Source organism: Photobacterium sp. DA100 (assembly GCF_029223585.1).
Lineage (GTDB): Bacteria > Pseudomonadota > Gammaproteobacteria > Enterobacterales > Vibrionaceae > Photobacterium.
In genome coordinates, this window is sequence record NZ_CP119423.1 from 1,921,210 (window position 1) to 1,941,538 (window position 20,329).

A 20,329-nucleotide genomic window follows, 5' to 3' on the forward strand; every position below is an offset into this window, starting at 1 on the left:
ACTGCGGGCTTTGTGTTTTTATTAGTTTAGCGGAACCGAACCCCACATGAAGGCTTCTTTAGCATCGTTATAGATGAAACCTGCCAAGTATTTAGTGCTGTCGACAGTCACATTAAATGCCATACCTTCGTAGCTGCCATCAAATCCAGAGTTTGGACATCCCGAAGCATCAACATCGACCGTGTGATAGAACGACACTTCACTGATTAGCTTGCCGGACAATGTGCAGTCAGCGTTGATTGTCAGGTTCGCGGCACTGTCCAGTGACCAAGAGTCACCAGTCATTGGATCAGTGAAGGTACCAACAAGGCTATCCAATGGTTCAAGCTTATCGGTTTGTCGATCAAACGAGTATACAAACGGGTCGCCGTTGATAGTCGTTGAAACTCTAGCAGTATTACCTTCATAGAAAATGCTGACAACTTGGCTAGGTTCATAGAAATAGAGCCCATCAGAAATAACAGCTGCTCCCGTTAGCCTGAGTTCATTGGCAAGCGTGTAGATATTGTCAAAGTAAAAAATGGTGGTGCCATCTGAGATAAGCACTTTGCCTGCATTGTTTTTATCAACCAGCATGACAACTTCACCAGATTGAAATAGACCATCGAACTTCGTGCCGGTTTCTTTGCCTGAGCTGTCAGCATTGCCACCAGAGCCGCCGCCACATGCAGTGATAAAAATAGCGAGTAACAGTACAACTAGATTTCTCATTGGATCATCCTTGAAAGTGAATAAGGGATTTTAGTATGCAAGCAAATAACCGATTGGAAACCATAAAAGTGTTTAGGTTAGAGTCAGTTAACGGATCAAATTGCAAAGGCTAGGGAGCTTGCTTCTTGGCTGCATGCTTCGCCATAATTTTGCGTTGTTGCTTCTTTTTATCCTTGCTAATCGTCTCATGCCGAGGTTGCTTGAGTCGGCGGCCGCCACGGAACGGCAGCTGCGTAACGACATTTGAACAAGCAACAGATAATCTCGGCGATGACGAGACTGATAGATAAGTGGTTTGCGTTTAGTCTGGGGGAACCTGTAAAGACCATCGGCGATCATCCATTGGCGTAAGGTTTCAACCTATGAGCCTCGGACAGTTTTTCATGGGCCAGTGTCGGGCCGAAATCGCTATATTGCTGATGGAGCATAGCTAATGTCTGTAATTTTAATTTCTTATCATGGCGATGGTTGCCAGGCTGACCACGTTTTAAGGAAACCAAACCAGCAGCACCAAATTCGATGAAGCGTTTGACCAAGCGATAAATTTGGCGAGGACTGAGTTTAAGTAAGCGGGCAGCATCGACACCGGTGATCCGTTTATCACAGATGTCTTGGATTAGTTTGATGCTCTGTAATTCATTGTCAGTCATGGTCAATAGCATCTAAAGGCTCCAAACACGGCAAAGAAAGCGTGTTTTGAAGCTAGAACAACATGACATTTCAATCTGGCTCAAACCTGACATTTCTAACTAGATCTTACACCTCAGTGCGCATTATGGGTGCGTTATGTTAAATACAGTCGTTGGCAAAGTTGTTAAATAACTCGAAACATCAACAGTTTAGGGGATTTATTATTCAATCGGTTGATTAATGATAGATTGAATAAATAAGCGCTATGACTAGTAAGTTGACCGAAAACTACATTTTTCGAAAGTTTGTCTGTGGACTGAGTAAAAAAAGGGTAGCTGAGCTATGTTTCAAATCTGTGAGAACCATCACACGTTGGGACTCGGGTCAGAAGATACCACCGGAGTGCAGACGACTAATGAAGCTCTATTCATGTAGAGATCTTGCAGCGATTAATGACGACTGGAGAGGGTGGCAAATTAAACAAGGTGAGTTGGTGACGCCGAACGGATGGACTTTAACCCCAGACAGGATCGTAACGGGGAATGCGCTTTTACAAATCAGTGCCGAGAACGATAGGGAGATGAAGGCCGCGATCATCAGAACAGCTAGGATGTTGAAGCGATTACCTACAATTTAGTTTTTATCCCACCACCAAAAATTACTTAATTAAAGCTGATCAAGTAGATCGTGATATGAAAAATCACTAAACATATCACGATTTCTATACGATATTTGTTCTTCATTTTCAGTATCTTACACACACTAAAAAATGATAAAGTAGATAGATCATAGTAAATTGTTAGATAGAAGGAGAGTACGTGAATAGCTCAGAACTTTTCGAGCATATTATGGTTGATAATAGTGAATCTAGAGCATTGTTTTTAAGTGACTTTCGTGATGAAGTCGTAGAACTTTTAGATATATTTTCACAAGCATTCAATCTTCTAGAAGAGTCACCATGTAATAATGACCCATCTAATCGAGCTTGCACTGTTTCAGGTTACATATATTTAGCTATTGAATCTGCAGTAACAGCAACTCAGTTATTATCACTTGGTCACGTAGCTCCTGCTGGCAACTCAATGCGTATTTCTTATGAATCTCTTTGTTTTTCTGCTCTGCTCAAGAGAAAGGACAAATTGAAGGTGGCCAAAGGGAAGCATCAATTTAACTTTTATGAAGAATATATGAAAAAATCAGCTCACACTAGAGCCGATAAGGTTGTAGGCTTAGTTGTTGAAAATAAAGATCTTCTTGGTTTGAATTCAGAAGGGGTAGACTTCTTGAAGGGGGCCAAGAACTTCTACAATGGTTATAGTCATGCATCATATCTGTTGCTTCATTCAAAAATAAAACTATCAACGAAGCAGCTATACATTGCTGGGAATTATGACAACGAAAGAAAGGAGTTGTTTAAACAACAGCTTGAGTTTATCAAACGGTATAGCAGTAACCTCGATGATTGGATACGAGCAGTGGCTTACAATGCAACTTAATGAAAAAAGGATGCTTTACAGTCTGCGAGTTTACACTGAAACCAGTGTGTTCAGTCAGCTTATCGAGATACATGTAATGATAGGCATTAGTACTAAAAGAGGTGTTAATGGATAGTTTGATTAAAATCGGTTTGTTTTTGCTAGGCGCTGTTTTTTCGGTGATTTTAGTACCTCTTATTGAGAAGCAAAAGGCCGATTTCAAGCGAAAACAAAGTTATAGAGGCTTAATGGTTGAGCTTGAAGACATACAAAATGAACTAAGTGAACACATAGAGCAACACTTTCAATTTTTGCTGAACCTCAGAACACAAACAGAGCTTGTCAATACTGGAAAGCTACCGGTACCTATGCCTCGAAAAATTGATATTGATGTGCTTTCCCATTTTTATAACGAATCTTCAACCATATTAACTTCACCTCAGAGAGTTGCGATTAAGCGGATACCAAGTTCAATAGAGCAGGTCATGTATCACTCACAAACAGGTATAGATTCGATTCTTGACCAAGAAATCTATTGTGTGCAGTCTACAAAAAACACAATCAAATTATCTTGTAAGTTAGTTTTCGAGATTAACCTGTTAAGGCAGGAGGGAGAACGCTTTAAAAATCGTGATAACCTGGATTCAAACAAAGCTACGGCACCAGTACTAAGCAGCCTCGGTTTCACAAAGACTCAAATTGAGACTTCACGTATAGAGGAAAGTATGTTCAATGACATAGGTGTGAAAATATAGTATGACATATTAGCCGCGTGAGCGTGAATGCTGAAGATGACTGTTGAAAGAAAACTTGGATCAATAAGAAGAAAGCCCCAGCATGGGGCTTAAGTCAACTAACTCTGTACGTTGCAATAGTTAAACTTTCACCCCGTATTACTAGACGGGGCATGAAAGCAAAGCCGCTACACTGTAACAATGTTCATGCAGAACCTAAGATTTATAACGTGAGCATAAGGTGTGCCACGATGAACATACCAAGCCCACCGAACTCCATACCAAAACCGCCGAGTGTAACGCGTCACCTTGATGTTTTTGTTAGCCGCTGGATTCTATGGACTTGGAGTTGAATAAGTAACACTTCTGTTTGGCCGGTTATGATCCAACCAGTTTTTCATTAATTCTAACGAAGGGAAATCAAGAATCTCTAGTTGATCACTATCAGGGTTATCAAGCATGACCTCTACAGTAGAACCTTCATGGCCACCAATAGAAAGTAGCCAATTAGTATACTGCTTGAAAGTATAATAATTTGAGCCTATTTCTCCATTTAAAAACTTATCAATCACTTCATTCGCATTCTGTCTTGAAGTTATATCACCTTCATCTTGAACCATTTGAAGTGCTTGAGGAAATATATTTTTATTGCAAACCTCTGGATAATATTTATTAAATACAACAGACCTCTGCTGTCTTTTTTTTGACCATGCTATATAGTGGCACTTTAGACTTTGAGAACGTCGACTAACGTCATCATCAAGTAGTAAGCAGAGTCTTTCTCTTAAACTTTTATTACCTTCAGCGCGAATATCACGCTCTTCATATTTAAACTCAACTAATGCAAAATTTGTCGTTGTAGTAAAAATATAGTCTGCACCTAAGATAGAGTCTTGACCATCCAAAGAACAACGACTCATTGCTCTTCCTCTATCAGTTGCTTGCCTTGCGAACTGATTAGAAAAGGCATCCACAACAGACTGCTCGTGCTTTCTTCTCACTAATTTCTCCTAAATGTCTTAATTTTTGCGGCTAACGCCTGCAATAAGGTGTGCCCCATTGAACGAGCCAAGCACACTGAACTCCATACCAAAACCGCCGAGTGTAACGAATCACCTTGATTGTATTGTTATGTTTTGTGTCCATAACGGGTGACTAACTTAGAACACAAGACTGCTAACTTTGCATCACTATCTACTATATGCTGCCTTGCATCTTGAAACAGTATATGGACCTCATCTTCTTCAGAAAAGTTACCTTTTTCTAATGCTTCTAAAATTTGCATATTCCAAAGGTAATAATCGTTTGGGTCAAAACCTGAACCTTTGAAATAAAGCCCAACAATCAGTTCCATTTTCCGAATTACTGCAAGCACCTTCCTTCGGTGTTCATCACTTACTTCTGGGTGCTCAATATGCTTACTTGCAGCTTGGTCTCTTATATCATCTAAAATCACAGCACAAAGATCTGTATACTCAATAGAGAATTGTGCGAGTTCTTCGATTTTTTTCAAAAGGTACTCTTGGCGAACTCTACGCTGTGAGAAGTACTGATTAAGTAACAAAACCAGAACAGCTAACAATGCTGATAAAAGAAAAGTTACTAACTTTACCTGATCATTTTTATCTGAGAATAATTCGAGTAAATACATTTTTCCCTCTAAAAACATAACGTCAGCATAACGGGCGTTTACTAGCCCAAATTGATTGAAACGGCTAAATCACCGTTTTTAGAAAAATGTGCTACGAGTAAACGTCCCGTTCATGCTTTTGTTAGGGCGTGCTGTCTGATGTCCTCGATAGCTTCAGAACGCTCCATTGCAACTTCCACGGCCAGACACATATGATCTATACGGTCGATGATTTTTTTCACTATGATACAACCTATATAAATACCAACGATGAAACTTAAAATCGGGTAAGGGATTGTATCAAGTGACTTATCATTCATTGCTTTAACATATGTAAAGTACAAAGCAATCACCGCCGGAAGCAAACCTAACTTATCAATTGCTCCTATTAAAAATCCGATTCGAGCATTAAGTCTTTCTCTTTCAAACTTTAATCTTCTATATAGTTCGGAAAGTTGATACCTATTTTCCAAGGATAGCGCATTAATGATTCTCTCTTCGCTAGAAACACGTTTTTGAAGGTCTAAAAAGTAACTTTTGGTTGGTAACGCAATATATCGTAGATTCCAAACAAAATAGGATATTGAGTATAAAAGAAACATAGCCGCCGCTATCAAGCTTAACCAGCCCCCAGTTTCCCTTGAAAGATTTAGGTAGATTAATGGAAGTGAAGCCCCAGCGAGAATGATGGCGATACGTAATGAGTATTTTTCGACAGGGTTTGTATACAAATACCCTGCGAGGTCCTTGACGTTATCATCGTGTACCAGTAACGATACTAAATCCCTTTTCATGACGCTCCTTCTAAATAGCCCTAACATTTTATTTTGCGATCTTGTTTCGCATATCCACCCTTAAGCAATCAGGTAGACATTATATCCATTACGTTAAATAGCCGATTTTTCACACTAAAACAGGGTATTCGGACACTTAACGTCATAATGCCGACAATTCTACACCCAAATGTAAGCAAAAGCATACTCTACTGACTTGAAAGTTAGTTACACAATCTGGCTCATATCACATAGTGAAAAAGCGGTTTGAGCTTGAGGGCTGATTTGGGGCGAAGAGGCCAAAAAGGTAAGAGATCTCTATTTGAAAAGGTAAAGCATGAGGAACAAGAAGGTTGCTACAGTAAATCCAATCCATATATGTAGAACAGCGACAAAATCCATAATGCTCCTTCAGGCTCAATAACTTGTTTAGTGGTTGCCATTACTCATAGTGCAGTGTCTCCGACTATCCAGTTCTCCAAGTGCTGAGTGTCCGAAGCAACCCAATTTTAATGGCTTAGCAGGATGGGGGGATGCATGAAATTTTGCCGATTCGCACCTGGTCTATAACGTCAAAGATCTCAGCTTCATCGCACTGGCCTAGCATGCCTACGGCATCGAGCTAAAAGCTAATTAAAACTACGATGGCACTTCTTATCCCTTCGTAATTGATTGATAGCTTTAACTTTCTTCCTATACTCTTTCTTTTTTGAGTCATTTACATGGTTGTATTTTGTTTCAATATCAGTAACAACACCTTGCAGGCCAGTGCAAGGTAAATGCTTAAATTTCATCTTGTAGGACTGAACTGATGATGCCGTGACTGGCATTGCCAGACAGGCAATCAATATAATAAATAAACGCATAGATACCTCCTATGAGCACTATGCGTAATTTTGCTAGGCTTGAAATGAAAGGATGCCGTGTTTGCGTAATGATTCCAGATAGTTATCTGACGTTTTCACAAAACCTAACTAGCGTATCGATCCAATTCAAATATCCGCTAGATCTTGAATTGGCCGTCATCAATCAAATCACCAAGCGGTGATGGTTCTTGTTCGGTGATGACATACCTTTCATCTTGTCTGATTTCCTGTTGGGTGTTGACCGGGTTACACATCAACACTTGTTGCTGCTTGCCATATTCAACCAGCACAAAGCAGGGGTCTATCACTTGGAACTTAAAGCCCATCGGCTTTAGGTGTGTGCTGTGAACATATCCGCGCTGGCCGTCACGAGAAACTTGTTCAAACACAATGGTGGTAATTGCTTTCTTGTAGTCGGTCAGTTCGACATGTACACCCGACACATAAAGCTGGGTAATGTCATACGGCCATTGCAGGACAGGAGTATCTACATGAGGACGGTCGAAAACCGGAGCACTAACCGCAGCGCGATTGAAACGAGCGCGAATATCATTAACCGGAACATCAGCCATTTGATTAGCGGCTTCAACTTGCTGACTAGGTAACGTATCGGCCTCATTAGCTGGCGAACCATCAGGAACGGGCGAGTTTGGGGAAGTTTGGTTAGCCTGTACAGCATCATTAGTATTATCACGCGTAGCGATTTCATAGACGGATTTCCCAAAGAAGAAGACGCAAACAACTAAGGTCAGCAGGAACAGCAAAAACTTAGGTTGGCGCATGATGGAAGTGCCAGCGCCTGACTTGGTTATCTGGCCTGTTACGGTGGATGAATACATAAGGTGAACAGCTACAGGCACCTTAATTGTTTTGGTGGAGTCATCCTTGCTCGGTTTGGTAGCGGCAGAGCGGGGATCATGTTCCCAGAGCCTAGGGCGCCGCTTGAACAAGGCAAAGCTGTCTTTTGATTTGTGGTGTATCGCCAGTTCGGATACACCTTTGATTTCGGAAGGTATCTGTTTGATATCCGGCGTACACAGGGTGATGTCCCAGTTGTATTTACGATGGCGCATAAATGCCATGTTGAAGTTCTTAGGCAAGATGACATTGCCGCTGATATCAATGATGGATTCGCCAGTATCGTCGAAGGGCACAGCATCGGGTTTGAAGTCATTGAGTTGTGCCTGGTAGAAATCTTTATAGCCTTTGGGGAGCTGCTCCCTAAAGGCGTCGATTCCCTGAAAGACGTTGCGGGCCATATCAAAACCCACCGTCTTGTTATAAATATCCTGCGCCTCATCAATCAAGATCATGGCACCAACCGGACACCAGTTATACCAGTTCTGCCAGAGCTTGATGCCGTTCTCGCTCATTGATGATATGCGAATGATGCGGGCAGATACGGGAAAGCGTTCACCAAGACGCTTTTCAATGGTCTGGATGTCCTGCATACCTTCGACGTTGGTCACGACCACACGGCCAGAACGCAATGCCGGTAACAAATCGAACCACACCGCGCAGGCACTTTTATATGAACCCGCCGCACCGTGCCTAATAATCGTTGCCATGGTTACACTCCCATGAAATCAAGAACGAAGCGGGTAGTCATTGCCTCGACAATACGCATGATGGCAGTGCCAACCCCATAGGCACCAATCGCACCTCGAATATCAGAATCTAGGGAAGCAAAAGCGGTATCAATAAACTGGTATATGCTGAGGTCGGCTAATAGTTCCTGCGCTACAGTGAAAGCAAACTTCATGGTTTCAAGCTGGGCAACGAGCTTCAACTTAATAGCGAATTTGATGTAATAGGCATAAAGACGCTCGATAAAATTGGGCGTGTATTGGAAAAAGTCATCAACCCGTGCTGCTACATCAATAAAGAACTGAAATATCCCTGAACTGGCTTGTTCACTGGCAAGAACGGGCAGGGCAACTAGGCCAACCAGTACTAATAAAATCCGTTTCATTATTTCCTCCTAACAAGAATAATGGCAAAAGCCACCAATGACGCGAGAGCAATAACCACTGTTTTAATTACGCCAGCATTTTCAATCCAAACATCATTTGAAATAGTGAATGTCTTGCCAGCTTTGGTAATATTATGGGTAATTCTTGGTACAGAACCTGATTCACTGATATTTACGTTTCCAAGCTCAGAAGCGAACCTATCAAGTTGTTCTTTGATATCAAGGCGCAAATCTTCTATTTCACTTTCAATCGTACTAATATCCTCATCATCCAAAATTCCTTTAAATGGGTCAGGGCGATTATTGGGAATACTTCCACTAATCGAACTACACATAAGAGAATTGGAATTTTCTGGCTTGCTACAATCTATTCCACCTTGATTTTCACCTGAATCCGAGCCTGAACCTCCTGATGCACTATCTTTTATAGCTTGTACAATATCGCCCGTACCTTTTCCTATTTGGTCACCAATACCATCAAGGTTAGCCATAAGCTCAATCATTTTATTATCTAAAATCTCGTTACCAGTTTTATTTAAATCACGTAACTGTGCTAATAATTCATTAGACTTGCTGGTGTTATCCGCAATAATCTTTGTGTTTTTTACTGTAGAGCCAGTATTTTTCTCAACGCCATAAGACGTTTTGTTATGATCACGCACAGCTTGTTGAACACCATTAATTGCCGATATAACGCCTTCAAGTTCTAGGCAACTACCGTCGGTTGCTGGGTCGCAATCCAAACAGATATCACCTTGCGAGGGGTCACAATCTGGCCGTGTATCACAAAGCCAAGGCGCAGTAGGAGTCAGGCAATCTTCATAGTCCAAACAAAGTTCGGGAAACTCTTCACAAAAAGAACTGCCTGCATCATCAGGCTTCTCACCATCCGGTAGGCCATTATCAACATCACCGTCACCAGTACCATCGCCACCATCACCAGTACCATCGCCACCATCACCAGTACCATCGCCACCATCACCAGTACCATCGCCACCATCACCAGTACCACCGCCATCATCAATACCATCGCCACCACCATCTCCATCACCAATTCCACCATCACAATTAGGATCAGGCCCAATACAAATATCATCACAATCTGGGCCAGTACAACTTGGAAAATAATCACATTGGAAATTTGCTGATTGGGTTTCTGCATTACATGATGCAGAAAAATTCATATCATGGTCTACTGGCCTATTGGCATAGCATTGGTTTTCTGCTGCTTGTCTATCTGTATCAAATGAACTGGATGAACAATAATTATCATCAGGAATACATTCTGTACTTGGAGGTTGAGCAGGTTTCATTCCATCAGAACATGACTTTGAAGGGTAGACCCATGATAAAGTTGCTCGCAAATAAGGATGATTAGGAATTGCCGAAGGTTCACATACATGAATAAGTGGCTTTGCATCAGGATATAATGAAAAATCTGGTTTGTTCTTTTCAAACCAAGCACCACAGGAAGAATACTTATCTAATGCTAAATACCCATCAACTTGAGGGGATATACTATTCCAATGAAAATCAGATGAATAGGCGTTGACTGAATATAATAAAATTGAAAAAAACAAAACTATAATACGCATTAAATACCTACAACCTATAAAATAGCAAAAAATTTCACATTCCAAGCTCACCAATGAGAAATGATAAAAAGGGCAGCCTAGGCCGCCCTTTAACTAATGGGATTGCACCCCAGAAACAAAGCCGTATATAACAGCCATGGAGTATGCAACCCCAAGCAATATTTCTGGGGGCAAACCACCCATTATTTATTGAGCCAACGCAGGAACATGCTCACACCGAAACCGATAACAGCCAAACCAACAACAGCGGTGATAACAGCGGTTTGGTTACCATTGGCCTCGGAACTGGCCGTCGCAATCTGAGAAGAGTAATCGCCAGCATGAACAGCGGCAGAAGTAGCAGCCGTACCCGCAACAACAGCCAAACGAGAACTATATTTCTTAGCAGTAGATAGGTATTTCATAACAATTTTCCTTTTGTTGATACACAAGCAGTAAGTAATTAGGCTTTACCTAGCCAGCGAACTAATCGGCCAGCAGCGTGGCCTGTAAAAAAGCTCAGCAAGATAATGCCGGAGACTTCGATAAATAATTCGTTATCGAAATTCTGATACATGGCTACATCATCGGGCTGTAATAGAACGTAACCCGCACATTGGGATATTGGGGTATCCGTTATTTGTCCATCAGATAAGCAGCGCATATATTCAATTCTTTTGTTTCTGGGGCTTTGCGCTCAGCCTTCGCGCAGCCGCCCCAAGCCGAAATCATTTGAGGTATGGAAGTATGTATTTGTCATAAATCCATATCGGTAGCTCTTTGCCCATTTGTGCCTGATAGGTGTAATACCGGACAAACACGCATTGGTCTTTAACTGGTAGATAAGCATCAGGTACAAAGTTAGCCATGTTGGTTAGTCCTTAAAATCCACAACAACATTACGGGTCGGGTTCTGCGGGTCAGGCTCCAAGACCAGCTGGAGCTGGGTAGGATAGGAGAGTCCGGCGAACTGGGCGTATAGGTTCTGGTTGAACGCCATCGGGATTTGTTTTTCCTGCATACCGCAGCGCTGGATGTTGTGGTCGTCGTTGACGAAAGATTCAGCCGACGCCAAGTACATCACGTTTGCCATTTGGTAAGGCTTCGGTGAGCCGGATTTCTTTGATACGCCGCTGCCCAATACAGCGCCCGTTACCATTACGTTTAAAGTTGTCATTGTCTTATTTCCCTGTATGTCATTACGCTAGTGAATAAATGTCGTGGTTATCGGGTTCGATGAACTTCATACATCGGAGCCGGATACCACTGGATTCGTCCGTATCCTCATAGACAGGCTGATTGAGTCGGTCTGGTATCTCATGGGATTCGAGATGGTTAGTCAGCAAACGGACAATCTGGGAGTCATCCATATCCAGACATTGGCGCATGAAGTTAACCAGCTTGCCGCATTGGGTAGCACCGTTACGCACTGCGTTATCAACGCTGGTAAACCATTTGCGCTTATGGGTAGCAATGCGGCATTGGTTTTCCTTGCTGACGAAGCTAAGGGCAGGGTAAGCGCCTGCCAGATACTTGTCGGGTTCAAGCAGCACATCAAACGGCAGTACACGATCTTTGGCGCGTAGCTCGAGTTCCCAGCGTACCCAGTCTTTGTGCTCGGACTTGAGCTGTTTGCCTTTTTCGTACACGCGAAGCATCTTGCCAGCATCACGAGTACCGACATAAAGCGACTTGCCTTTGTCAGCCACGAAACCAAAACGTTTCTTGAGTGTTTCACTGTTGCCAGAGGTTTTCTGGTAGCAGGCCACTTGGGACATATGGCCCGACTCGATATAACAGTAAGAAGACGGACGGCCACGGGTAACAAACTGACCATGCTCAGCCATTTTGCGCGCTGTCTGGATGTTGTATTTACCGTCGAGAGAATCGAATGCGATATCTACGCGAGTAATTTTTGCACCTGGTAGTTGGTGCAGTGCGTTATGAACTTCATTCAAATCCAACACAGCCGTACCCGTACCGGAGAACGACACATAGCAGCCGTGGTTTTTTGCGCCCCAAGCACACAGGCCAGCTTGTTGGCCGTTAACGAGAATGTTGGCGGAATGCGAGTAACCAGAGAAGCCGCCGGAACGCAGGGAGAAAGACCAGTCATTGCCGAACAGGCCAAGGCCGTGATTAAGGCGATTGATGAAGCGGTCAACTTCACCACGGCAAAGACAGTCCAAGGTGTTCAGGCCGAAGTGGTCGAGCATGTCACGTTTGATTTCATGGAACTTGCGCGAGTCAGCACCGATAGCAAATTCAGTATCGCGGAGTTTGGCGCGGATAGCGGCCTTGTAATCAATGGCGGCAGTATCCAAGGCGTCACGAGTTACGCTGTCACCATATTCATTGAATTCAAAACCACGGATAGCCTTGATGGAAGCGCCCATTTTAGCGAGGTCGAAGATTTGGCTCAGTTCCTCGGGTGTCCACGAGAAGGACAGGTAATCAATAATCGCAGCCATTGTCGAAAACCCCCGAGTCATAAAGTGATTGCCAGTTGTCCGCCGTGACCAGATGAAGCTCATAGCCGGCGGGGTAAAATTCTTGTCCGATTTGGTGCAGCTCAGCCAACGAACGGAAGTACTCGGGTTCGCCATCAATGAAGGCAAAGCCAGTCCCGTCGTCGTTGATTTCGTAGTAGAGCTGCGCAGACATATGCTTAAAACCACATAATTACCAGATGTGGTAATCCTAATTCCCAATAGTGGGAACTGCAAGATACCAAATTTGGGAATTATCCGGCTAAAATGGTAGAAACGGAGGAATTCTTATGTATGCAAATCAACTGTTAGATGCCTACAAAACATCGAAAAACTACATACAAGACAAGCAAATTGCCCATGACTTAGGTGTAGGACCATCAAGAATTTCAGAATTCCGAAGTGGTAAGCGCCAAATGTCTGATACACAGGCAATTTTTCTAGCAGAAAATGCAAACATCGATATTCACGAGGCATTGATCTATCTGGCAGCCGACAAGGCCAAGGATCACAAGGCGCAGCAAGCGTGGCAGGACATAACGGCAAAGTTAAGTCGCCAAGGATTTAGGGGCTTAGTCCTTGGTTTGACAGGATTTTTAGCCCTGGTGCCAACCATCCCTCAGTACGCATTATGTACCTTATGTTAAATAGAGTATCTGTAAACGTACCATTGGTTGCTTTTCCAGTATGCTGGTTTCCCCCTTCTTTCTTTTGATGGTTACCCATTCATCAAACTACTGTACAATTTAACAGTATTGGCTATTTACCATAAAATAGGTAATTAACACCTATTTTTAAGTACTGCTGCAAATGGTCAGTTTGCCTGGTACTTCAAAACATGGTGTTAATTACTAGGCTTGATGCTATCAAGCCTAAAGAAAAAGCGCCGAGTTTCTCAACTCGGCGCTTTCGTTCGTCTTTTCTTGATTACTCGTTGGCTAGCAATAATTGATACTTGGCTAGCATCTTCTCGAGCTCGTCGGCAATGATCGGTTTGGCAATAAAATCATTCATCCCCGCAGCAAAGTATGCCGCTTGATCTGATTTCATTACGTTAGCGGTTAATGCGACGATTGGAATGACGGTACCATTTTCTCGTAGTACTTTCGTTGTGCTTATACCGTCAAGAATTGGCATAGAGATATCCATTAGAATCATGTCGAACTCGTTCAGTCCATGCTGGCTAATATCCAACACTTCCTGGCCGTTATTCACAATCATGACCTTATGACCTCGTTTCTCCAGCATCAACTTTGCCACCAATTGATTAGTTGGACTATCTTCCGCGACTAAAATATTGAGCTTTGGTAAATGCTCTATATCGATAACAGGCCTTTCTGTTTCTGGTGCTGCTATTTCAGTACTGTCCAGAGGCAAGATTACCGTAAAGCAACTGCCGACATGCAGCTGACTTTCTAGCTGAATTTCACCTTGCATCTTTTTGATTAAATGCTGGCTGATTGCTAAACCTAAACCGGTGCCACCATACTTACGGGTAATGCTGCCATCGGCTTGCTTAAATGGTTTGAACAACTGCTTTTGTGCTTCGGGTGAAATGCCGATGCCGGTATCAAAAATCTTGAGGTACAGTTTATTGCCCATCCGACTGATATCGACCGAAACTGAGCCTTCATTAGTAAACTTAATTGCATTACCCACAAGGTTAAACAGTACCTGAGAAATTCGGTTTTTATCGCCAATAATGCGATCCGGTACATCAGGCTCAATATTGCTGCTGAGCTTTATCCCTTTCTTGCGAGCCTGGTCTTGCAATTGTGTGATAACCAAATCAGTACAATCTGACAGGCGGATTTGGCTATTGAACAGTTCAAAACTGGCTGATTCAATACGAGATAGGTCCAGAATATCGTTAATGATAGTCAACAGTAATTGAGCTGATTGATCCATTTGGCCAATCCAGCTTTGCTGCTTATGATCCAACCCTGAACCACTGAGCATGTCCAACAAACCAAGAACCGCATTCAACGGTGTTCTGATTTCGTGACTCATCATGGCTAAAAATTCTGATTTTGCCTTGTTGGCATCTTCAGCTTGCCGCCTAGCCTGCTTTATTTCTTCGATTTGCTGTTTTCGGCTGGTGATATCTTTTGCTGTACCACGATACCCTAGAAGCTGGCCTTGTTTATTAAAATAAGGTGTTCCACTGAGACTGATCCACAATCCGCCTTCGTCTTCAGGTAATTGCCATTCAAGATCTTCAAAGGCGCTCTGCCTGTCGAAAATCAACTTCAGTTTTTTCCGGTATTCTAGAGTTTCACCAAAAATATCTAGGATACAGTTACTGTCAACGGTATGGTTGGCCAGGTTAGGCGATGAAATATAGGTAAAGCGATAGTCTGTATCAACTTCCCAGAACCAATCGCCAACCGTTTTCGCGAAATCTTTAAATCGCTGCTGGCTGTGGGTTAGCTCCTGGGTACGGGCTGTGACTAATGATTGAAGCCTCTCACGGTAGTCAATATCAATAATTGCGCGTTCTAAAAGCGGTCTGAATCGCTCCAGTACCCTTCTGCAATTGGGTGTGAATTGCCCTTTCTGAGAGTGAAAAAATAGCAAAAGCGCATCGCCCGAGCTTACTTTCACACCGGTTAATAGTACAGATTGGCAAAATGGAACCATCTCAGGTGAAAGCGATTGGAATTCATACACTTGGCTAGGATCGTAAAGCGCAATACTTTCACCGTTCATCGAGCGAATGAATGCATTTCCGATCGGCCAAATGCTAGATTCAAAGAATCGACACGTGGTGACGAGTTCTTGCAATGACGCGGTCTCATCTTCTCGTGTAAGTACCAGTGCATGTTCAAAACCGATATATTTGCGGAGCACTGAAAGTAAGCTATTGAATACCTGGCGTTTATTGTTCGCCCCGGCCATTGCTGCGATGCCGGCTAGAATAGCGGTATTTTCATCGCGTAACTGCTTTTCTCGCTCTCTAGTGCGGAGTAAATCAAGCAATGTTTCTTGAAGTTTTTCAGATTCATAGTTCGCCATTGCTTAATCCTTATGAAACAACACTGCAGAAATCATCAAATTGCCGTGGGCATTTTCACCCCCTACAAACTGCCCTTGCTCACCAAAAGTAAAAGGCCCAACAAATGGTGCTGTTTGCATTGCACTTTTAACATACTGGGCAACCTCATCCATTCTATGCTGCACTCGGAGCATACACCCCGCGCAATAGATGGTTATCCCCCCGATTGAGTTAAGGTTCGTGTCTTTGGCATAAATATTACTTGCTGCATTCACGACTCGTCCGGCCCGGGTGATTAATCGCTCTTCTGTGCCTTGCATGAAATAAAGGGTCTCTCCTACCTCTACTTTGGCAAATAAGATGATTCCACCGCGATCGGTTGTCTTTAGTGGGTGTGCCAATTTGAAATACGGCAATTCATGGACAACACCGGCTACACGCCCCAATGGATTCAAGCTACTATTGGTACTAATGCTTTCTGCTTCATCCAAAGATTGGTTCATCCAATTTTGATAGACCTCGATTGCCGGTTTGCCATCTAGTTCGATAAGCTCCCTGCCCTCAACTTTGGTCGCTTTGGCTGATAAGCCGGTGCTTGCGTAGCCCGAATGGAAAGAATAACTGATGTGGCAAGATGGGTATATTACACTAATCCCCACACCTTCTTGCGTATACTGTTCTTGTGTAAATATTTTCCAGTTGCCTTGAATATGATCATCAGCAGCACTACCGCCAATGATTGGTACCGATGTACACAGTTCATCTTCAATCCCTTGAATCACTTCTTCTTCATGACCAGGGCTCGCGTGCAACACAATAAGAGCGGGCAATTCTCCAGCACGCCCGCTATTGGCGATCGCTTTCAATAAAGCTTGTCTTGCCATGTCATATTTAGAATTATTAGTCGAAACAATCGCTGTTCCGTATGCGCCATGAAAATCTGAAATAGCCCAGAGAGCGACGCCCAAACCATGGTGATAGCCACCTTCGGTCATTACCCCCTGACAAGAAGTACAACCCAAAATTTGTGCATTAGGAAAAGCAACGGCTAAAGCTTCTTGAAAAGTGACAGCGTCATATTTTTCTGAAAAGTAAACAAGGATCAGTTTAGGGTTAGCAAGCTTTGCTTGTAATTGGGTGATGGCCTCTTGAATGGCATCAGATGCTGTTGCCTGTGAAGAAAAGCTTGTAGCGATATCCATGGGGAATTTTTCTATAGATTAATTTGAATTGTAACTTATAACTCTGTGCACCCAAGATTGTTTTTTTTGCACGAAATCACTAAATGCGGCTTACGGAAAATAACCAAATGGAATTTCATGCCTCTTGCGGCCACTAGATGGTATTCTTACATGCATCACATGGAGTGTCTGCTTTTTTATTGTAATTAATTAAAGTTCTGCACTTAATGACCGTTAATGATAGTTATATCCCTAAGTATTTTGACGTTATTTGGGGCTGACATCTCAAGTTGTATGGATGGTGAGGGAACAATGGAAAATAGAGTGGTACTGGTCACTGGCGGAGCTAATGGGATCGGTAAAGGAATCGCGAATTACCTTGCGAAAAAGATGTTAGTGATTGCAGCTGATATTGATGAGAATGCCGGGTTCCAACTGGTGTCAGAAAATCCGTTAGTTCGCTTCAAGCAACTCGATGTTACCAGTGAACAGCAGATTGCATCGCTCATTGACGAGATAAAATACCAGCATGGAAGACTGGATGCGGTTATCAATAATGCCGCTATTGCTAACCCTTACAATGCCCCACTCCATCAACTAGATATATACGACTGGAACAAGGCATTAGCCGTTAACTTGACGGCACCAATGCTGATAGCCAAACACACAGTTTCATTACTTAGAGATACAAAGGGTTGCATTGTAAATATTGCATCAACGCGAGCCATCCAATCGGAGCCTAATACAGAAGCTTATAGTGCTTCAAAAGGTGGTATCGTTGCTTTAACTCATTCTTTGGCAGCCAGTGTTGGTCCTGATGTGCGCGTCAATTGTATTTCGCCAGGCTGGATTCACACGACCGATGAGCCTTTGCGAGATCTAGACCATCAGCAGCACCTTGTTGGTCGTGTAGGACATGTCGAAGACATTGCTTCAATGGTCGGCTATTTGATCTCTGACGAAGCGGGCTTCATTACTGGTCAAAACTTTGTGATCGATGGTGGAATGACAAAAAAAATGATTTACCGTGAGTAATTAAGGCTTAATCAAAGCTTGTTACAATTGTCATTTATCCCTCATTTATAGGGTTTGAAAAGCCAAACCCTATAAACACAAACATATTAATATAACCTGCTTATTCTGCTTGTTTTTTCACCACAAAAGTTGCAGTTATCTTTCTATTCCCCTGCTCAATGACAACAGCCCATTCCATTTCATCATGCATGCATTCAGGAACCGTAAAACGCCCTAGCCATCCCTCTGATGTTTGCTCAAAAGTAACAGGGATAATCCCCATATACATGTTTACACCTTCTACAGACGCAGTCGGTTTAACATTTGTGTTATCAATTTGTATCGTGAGCTCTTGATTTGCAACGGCTGGATAAGGTGCTAATGAGATATTTAGCGATTCTCCGCTATCATTTTGATGGCATAGTTTTGCTGATAACTGGCATGTTAATGCAGTGTCATCTTCAGCCTGGTTGTTGTTATAGGTGACTGTTCTCCATACAAATGCCGTGATTAATACAGCTAAAAGAAAAAGAATTTGGATTAATCTACCTTTGGTGAGCTTTTCTGCAGCCATGATTTTACGTGCTTCCCATGTTACAGAGGTCAAAGTTTTCACATAAATGTTGCTTAACCGTAAACATTGTGTGGGCTTGACTCTGTCAATCATTAGTTATCTAAAGTAGTATAAGGCACTGAAAATGCCACTTTTACAACAAAATAGCAATTTAATTACTGGGGTGTTCAAAAAAACAACACAGTAATTATTGAAGCTTTGGGTGGTATTGCGACAACTTGTTGTTCGCACAAGGAAAAGAGTGTAGTTGAACAATTAAAATTGGAAGCATGCAACATGAGCCAAGTAAAGCAGCTTGAACAAAACTACAACTATACGGTCGTTCGTCAATTCACCCTGGTTACTATCCTGTGGGGAATCGTCGGAATGGCCGTTGGTGTATTGATTGCCGCTCAGCTGGTATGGCCGGCACTAAACTTCGACCTTCCTTGGTTGACATACAGCCGTTTACGACCATTGCACACTAATGCAGTGATCTTCGCATTCGGTACCAGTGCGCTATTTGCTACGTCTTACTACGTAGTACAGCGTACATGTCAAACAAGGCTTTTTGGTGGGAAATTAGCGTCGTTCACCTTCTGGGGCTGGCAAGCCATCATTCTATCTGCAGCAATTTCGCTGCCGTTAGGTTGGACGTCTGGTAAAGAATACGCAGAGCTGGAATGGCCGATTGATATCGCCATTGCCGTTGTTTGGGTAGCCTACGCCATCGTTTTCTTCGGTACAATGATCAAAAGGAACACGTCACATATCTATGTGGCTAACTGGTTCTTTGGAGCATTCATTCTAACCGTTGCCGTCTTGCACATTGTTAACAGTATGGCCATCCCGGTATCAATGACTAAATCGTATTCGGTTTACTCTGGTGCTGTCGATGCCATGATTCAGTGGTGGTATGGGCACAATGCGGTTGGTTTCCTGCTAACAGCAGGCTTCTTGGGGATGATGTATTACTTTGTACCTAAGCAAGCAGGTCGTCCTGTTTACTCATACCGTCTGTCTATTGTCCATTTCTGGGCATTAGTTTCTCTATACATCTGGGCAGGCCCTCACCACCTACATTACACCGCTCTACCTGATTGGACTCAGTCTTTGGGTATGGTGATGTCCTTGATCCTATTTGCCCCATCTTGGGGTGGTATGATCAACGGTATCATGACGCTATCTGGTGCATGGCACAAATTGCGCTATGACCCTATATTGCGCTTCTTGGTTGTCTCTCTGTCGTTCTACGGCATGTCGACCTTCGAAGGCCCGATGATGTCAATCAAGACTGTAAACGCCCTTTCTCACTATACCGACTGGACTATCGGTCACGTTCACTCTGGTGCGTTAGGTTGGGTTGCGATGGTATCTATCGGTGCGGTTTACCACTTGATCCCTAAACTGTTCGGCCAAGAGCGTATGTACTCTATCAAACTGATTAACGTACACTTCTGGCTAGCAACTATCGGTACTGTGCTGTATATCGTTGCTATGTGGATTTCTGGCGTGATGCAAGGTCTGATGTGGCGTGCGGTCAACACAGACGGTACGCTGACTTACAGCTTTGTTGAGTCACTACAGGCGTCTTACCCATTCTACTTCGTGCGTTTTGTAGGTGGTGCAATCTTCTTGGCGGGTATGTTCCTAATGGCATACAACGCGTATAAGACAATTCTTGCGCCAAAAGAAAGCCTGAAAGCCACAGAGCAACCAGCATAAGGAGTAC

23 protein-coding genes are annotated in these 20,329 nt (G+C 43.0%); 6 read left to right on the forward strand and 17 right to left on the reverse strand.

Annotated features, from left to right (window positions below):
- Positions 1–21: 21 nt before the first annotated feature.
- A complete protein-coding gene (locus tag PTW35_RS08980; protein ID WP_281027385.1) occupies positions 22–711 on the reverse strand; it encodes a hypothetical protein in 690 nt (229 codons plus the stop codon).
- 335 nt (positions 712–1,046) lie between these two features.
- The gene (locus PTW35_RS08985; RefSeq protein ID WP_281027386.1) at positions 1,047–1,373 is read right to left on the reverse strand and encodes a helix-turn-helix domain-containing protein; all 327 of its coding nucleotides are present in this window, start codon (positions 1,371–1,373) and stop codon (positions 1,047–1,049) included.
- A gap of 383 nt (positions 1,374–1,756) precedes the next feature.
- Here PTW35_RS08985 and PTW35_RS08990 point away from each other — a divergent pair, with 383 nt between their 5' ends.
- From PTW35_RS08990 to PTW35_RS09000, 3 genes are all read left to right on the forward strand, one after another.
- Positions 1,757–1,978 (forward strand): DUF3653 domain-containing protein, encoded by a 222-nt coding sequence (locus PTW35_RS08990; RefSeq protein WP_281027387.1) that lies wholly within the window; start codon positions 1,757–1,759, stop codon positions 1,976–1,978.
- 181 nt (positions 1,979–2,159) lie between these two features.
- Positions 2,160–2,837: a hypothetical protein gene (locus tag PTW35_RS08995; protein WP_281027388.1), complete on the forward strand. Its 678-nt coding sequence runs from the start codon at positions 2,160–2,162 to the stop codon at positions 2,835–2,837.
- A 107-nt stretch (positions 2,838–2,944) separates the two neighbouring features.
- A complete protein-coding gene (locus PTW35_RS09000; protein WP_281027389.1) occupies positions 2,945–3,571 on the forward strand; it encodes a hypothetical protein in 627 nt (208 codons plus the stop codon).
- A 314-nt stretch (positions 3,572–3,885) separates the two neighbouring features.
- Here the strand turns inward: PTW35_RS09000 and PTW35_RS09005 are convergent, their stop codons facing one another.
- The 12 genes from PTW35_RS09005 to PTW35_RS09060 all read right to left on the reverse strand — a co-directional run bounded on the left by PTW35_RS09005 (position 3,886) and on the right by PTW35_RS09060 (position 13,029).
- Positions 3,886–4,551 carry a hypothetical protein gene (locus tag PTW35_RS09005; protein ID WP_281027390.1) on the reverse strand — a complete coding sequence of 222 codons (666 nt, stop codon included), beginning with the start codon at positions 4,549–4,551 and terminating at the stop codon, positions 3,886–3,888.
- A 128-nt stretch (positions 4,552–4,679) separates the two neighbouring features.
- On the reverse strand, positions 4,680–5,201 hold the full coding sequence (locus tag PTW35_RS09010; protein ID WP_281027391.1) for a hypothetical protein: 522 nt from the start codon (positions 5,199–5,201) through the stop codon (positions 4,680–4,682).
- 110 nt (positions 5,202–5,311) lie between these two features.
- A complete protein-coding gene (locus PTW35_RS09015) occupies positions 5,312–5,974 on the reverse strand; it encodes a hypothetical protein (RefSeq protein WP_281027392.1) in 663 nt (220 codons plus the stop codon).
- Positions 5,975–6,582: 608 nt separating this feature from the next.
- Complete coding sequence (locus PTW35_RS09020) at positions 6,583–6,819, reverse strand: hypothetical protein (protein ID WP_281027393.1); 237 nt, start codon at positions 6,817–6,819, stop codon at positions 6,583–6,585.
- 137 nt (positions 6,820–6,956) lie between these two features.
- Positions 6,957–8,387, reverse strand: coding sequence for a zonular occludens toxin domain-containing protein (locus PTW35_RS09025; RefSeq protein ID WP_281027394.1), 1,431 nt, complete (start codon positions 8,385–8,387; stop codon positions 6,957–6,959).
- 2 nt (positions 8,388–8,389) lie between these two features.
- On the reverse strand, positions 8,390–8,791 hold the full coding sequence (locus tag PTW35_RS09030; RefSeq protein WP_281027395.1) for a DUF2523 family protein: 402 nt from the start codon (positions 8,789–8,791) through the stop codon (positions 8,390–8,392).
- Positions 8,791–10,386 (reverse strand): hypothetical protein, encoded by a 1,596-nt coding sequence (locus PTW35_RS09035; protein ID WP_281027396.1) that lies wholly within the window; start codon positions 10,384–10,386, stop codon positions 8,791–8,793. Before PTW35_RS09035 ends, PTW35_RS09030 begins: the two co-directional genes overlap by 1 nt.
- Before the next feature lie 182 nt (positions 10,387–10,568).
- The gene (locus PTW35_RS09040) at positions 10,569–10,790 is read right to left on the reverse strand and encodes a hypothetical protein (RefSeq protein WP_281027397.1); all 222 of its coding nucleotides are present in this window, start codon (positions 10,788–10,790) and stop codon (positions 10,569–10,571) included.
- 38 nt (positions 10,791–10,828) lie between these two features.
- On the reverse strand, positions 10,829–11,029 hold the full coding sequence (locus tag PTW35_RS09045; RefSeq protein WP_281027398.1) for a hypothetical protein: 201 nt from the start codon (positions 11,027–11,029) through the stop codon (positions 10,829–10,831).
- A 210-nt stretch (positions 11,030–11,239) separates the two neighbouring features.
- Complete coding sequence (locus PTW35_RS09050) at positions 11,240–11,542, reverse strand: hypothetical protein (protein WP_039461205.1); 303 nt, start codon at positions 11,540–11,542, stop codon at positions 11,240–11,242.
- Between the two features lie 22 nt (positions 11,543–11,564).
- Positions 11,565–12,836, reverse strand: coding sequence for a replication initiation factor domain-containing protein (locus PTW35_RS09055; protein WP_281027399.1), 1,272 nt, complete (start codon positions 12,834–12,836; stop codon positions 11,565–11,567).
- Positions 12,820–13,029 (reverse strand): hypothetical protein, encoded by a 210-nt coding sequence (locus PTW35_RS09060; RefSeq protein ID WP_281027400.1) that lies wholly within the window; start codon positions 13,027–13,029, stop codon positions 12,820–12,822. Before PTW35_RS09060 ends, PTW35_RS09055 begins: the two co-directional genes overlap by 17 nt.
- 115 nt (positions 13,030–13,144) lie before the next feature.
- Here PTW35_RS09060 and PTW35_RS09065 point away from each other — a divergent pair, with 115 nt between their 5' ends.
- Complete coding sequence (locus PTW35_RS09065; RefSeq protein ID WP_281027401.1) at positions 13,145–13,501, forward strand: DUF3693 domain-containing protein; 357 nt, start codon at positions 13,145–13,147, stop codon at positions 13,499–13,501.
- A 280-nt stretch (positions 13,502–13,781) separates the two neighbouring features.
- Here PTW35_RS09065 and PTW35_RS09070 read toward each other — a convergent pair whose 3' ends face one another.
- Together PTW35_RS09070 and PTW35_RS09075 are read right to left on the reverse strand one after the other, a co-directional pair.
- Positions 13,782–15,869, reverse strand: a complete 2,088-nt coding sequence (locus PTW35_RS09070; RefSeq protein ID WP_281027402.1) for a PAS domain-containing hybrid sensor histidine kinase/response regulator — start codon at positions 15,867–15,869, stop codon at positions 13,782–13,784.
- Between the two features lie 3 nt (positions 15,870–15,872).
- Entirely contained in the window at positions 15,873–17,051 is a 1,179-nt protein-coding gene (locus PTW35_RS09075) for an FIST N-terminal domain-containing protein (RefSeq protein ID WP_281027403.1), read from the reverse strand.
- Positions 17,052–17,342: 291 nt separating this feature from the next.
- Between PTW35_RS09075 and PTW35_RS09080 the strand changes: the two genes are divergently transcribed.
- The gene (locus PTW35_RS09080) at positions 17,343–18,065 is read left to right on the forward strand and encodes an SDR family oxidoreductase (protein WP_281024709.1); all 723 of its coding nucleotides are present in this window, start codon (positions 17,343–17,345) and stop codon (positions 18,063–18,065) included.
- A 100-nt stretch (positions 18,066–18,165) separates the two neighbouring features.
- Here the strand turns inward: PTW35_RS09080 and PTW35_RS09085 are convergent, their stop codons facing one another.
- A complete protein-coding gene (locus PTW35_RS09085; protein WP_281024710.1) occupies positions 18,166–18,660 on the reverse strand; it encodes a hypothetical protein in 495 nt (164 codons plus the stop codon).
- 234 nt (positions 18,661–18,894) lie between these two features.
- Here PTW35_RS09085 and ccoN point away from each other — a divergent pair, with 234 nt between their 5' ends.
- A complete protein-coding gene (gene ccoN, locus PTW35_RS09090) occupies positions 18,895–20,322 on the forward strand; it encodes a cytochrome-c oxidase, cbb3-type subunit I (protein ID WP_281024711.1) in 1,428 nt (475 codons plus the stop codon).
- Positions 20,323–20,329: the final 7 nt, after the last annotated feature.

Excerpts from the sequence above, each read along its gene's own strand:
- PTW35_RS08980 (WP_281027385.1), bottom strand. The coding sequence starts at position 711 with ATGAGAAATCTAGTTGTACTGTTACTCGCTATTTTTATCACTGCATGT.
- PTW35_RS08985 (WP_281027386.1), bottom strand. The coding sequence starts at position 1,373 with ATGCTATTGACCATGACTGACAATGAATTACAGAGCATCAAACTAATC.
- PTW35_RS08990 (WP_281027387.1), top strand. The coding sequence starts at position 1,757 with ATGAAGCTCTATTCATGTAGAGATCTTGCAGCGATTAATGACGACTGG.
- PTW35_RS09000 (WP_281027389.1), top strand. The coding sequence starts at position 2,945 with ATGGATAGTTTGATTAAAATCGGTTTGTTTTTGCTAGGCGCTGTTTTT.
- PTW35_RS09010 (WP_281027391.1), bottom strand. The coding sequence starts at position 5,201 with ATGTATTTACTCGAATTATTCTCAGATAAAAATGATCAGGTAAAGTTA.
- PTW35_RS09015 (WP_281027392.1), bottom strand. The coding sequence starts at position 5,974 with ATGAAAAGGGATTTAGTATCGTTACTGGTACACGATGATAACGTCAAG.
- PTW35_RS09020 (WP_281027393.1), bottom strand. The coding sequence starts at position 6,819 with ATGCGTTTATTTATTATATTGATTGCCTGTCTGGCAATGCCAGTCACG.
- PTW35_RS09025 (WP_281027394.1), bottom strand. The coding sequence starts at position 8,387 with ATGGCAACGATTATTAGGCACGGTGCGGCGGGTTCATATAAAAGTGCC.
- PTW35_RS09030 (WP_281027395.1), bottom strand. The coding sequence starts at position 8,791 with ATGAAACGGATTTTATTAGTACTGGTTGGCCTAGTTGCCCTGCCCGTT.
- PTW35_RS09035 (WP_281027396.1), bottom strand. The coding sequence starts at position 10,386 with ATGCGTATTATAGTTTTGTTTTTTTCAATTTTATTATATTCAGTCAAC.
- PTW35_RS09040 (WP_281027397.1), bottom strand. The coding sequence starts at position 10,790 with ATGAAATACCTATCTACTGCTAAGAAATATAGTTCTCGTTTGGCTGTT.
- PTW35_RS09045 (WP_281027398.1), bottom strand. The coding sequence starts at position 11,029 with ATGCGCTGCTTATCTGATGGACAAATAACGGATACCCCAATATCCCAA.
- PTW35_RS09050 (WP_039461205.1), bottom strand. The coding sequence starts at position 11,542 with ATGACAACTTTAAACGTAATGGTAACGGGCGCTGTATTGGGCAGCGGC.
- PTW35_RS09055 (WP_281027399.1), bottom strand. The coding sequence starts at position 12,836 with ATGGCTGCGATTATTGATTACCTGTCCTTCTCGTGGACACCCGAGGAA.
- PTW35_RS09060 (WP_281027400.1), bottom strand. The coding sequence starts at position 13,029 with ATGTCTGCGCAGCTCTACTACGAAATCAACGACGACGGGACTGGCTTT.
- PTW35_RS09065 (WP_281027401.1), top strand. The coding sequence starts at position 13,145 with ATGTATGCAAATCAACTGTTAGATGCCTACAAAACATCGAAAAACTAC.
- PTW35_RS09070 (WP_281027402.1), bottom strand. The coding sequence starts at position 15,869 with ATGGCGAACTATGAATCTGAAAAACTTCAAGAAACATTGCTTGATTTA.
- PTW35_RS09075 (WP_281027403.1), bottom strand. The coding sequence starts at position 17,051 with ATGGATATCGCTACAAGCTTTTCTTCACAGGCAACAGCATCTGATGCC.
- PTW35_RS09080 (WP_281024709.1), top strand. The coding sequence starts at position 17,343 with ATGGAAAATAGAGTGGTACTGGTCACTGGCGGAGCTAATGGGATCGGT.
- ccoN (WP_281024711.1), top strand. The coding sequence starts at position 18,895 with ATGAGCCAAGTAAAGCAGCTTGAACAAAACTACAACTATACGGTCGTT.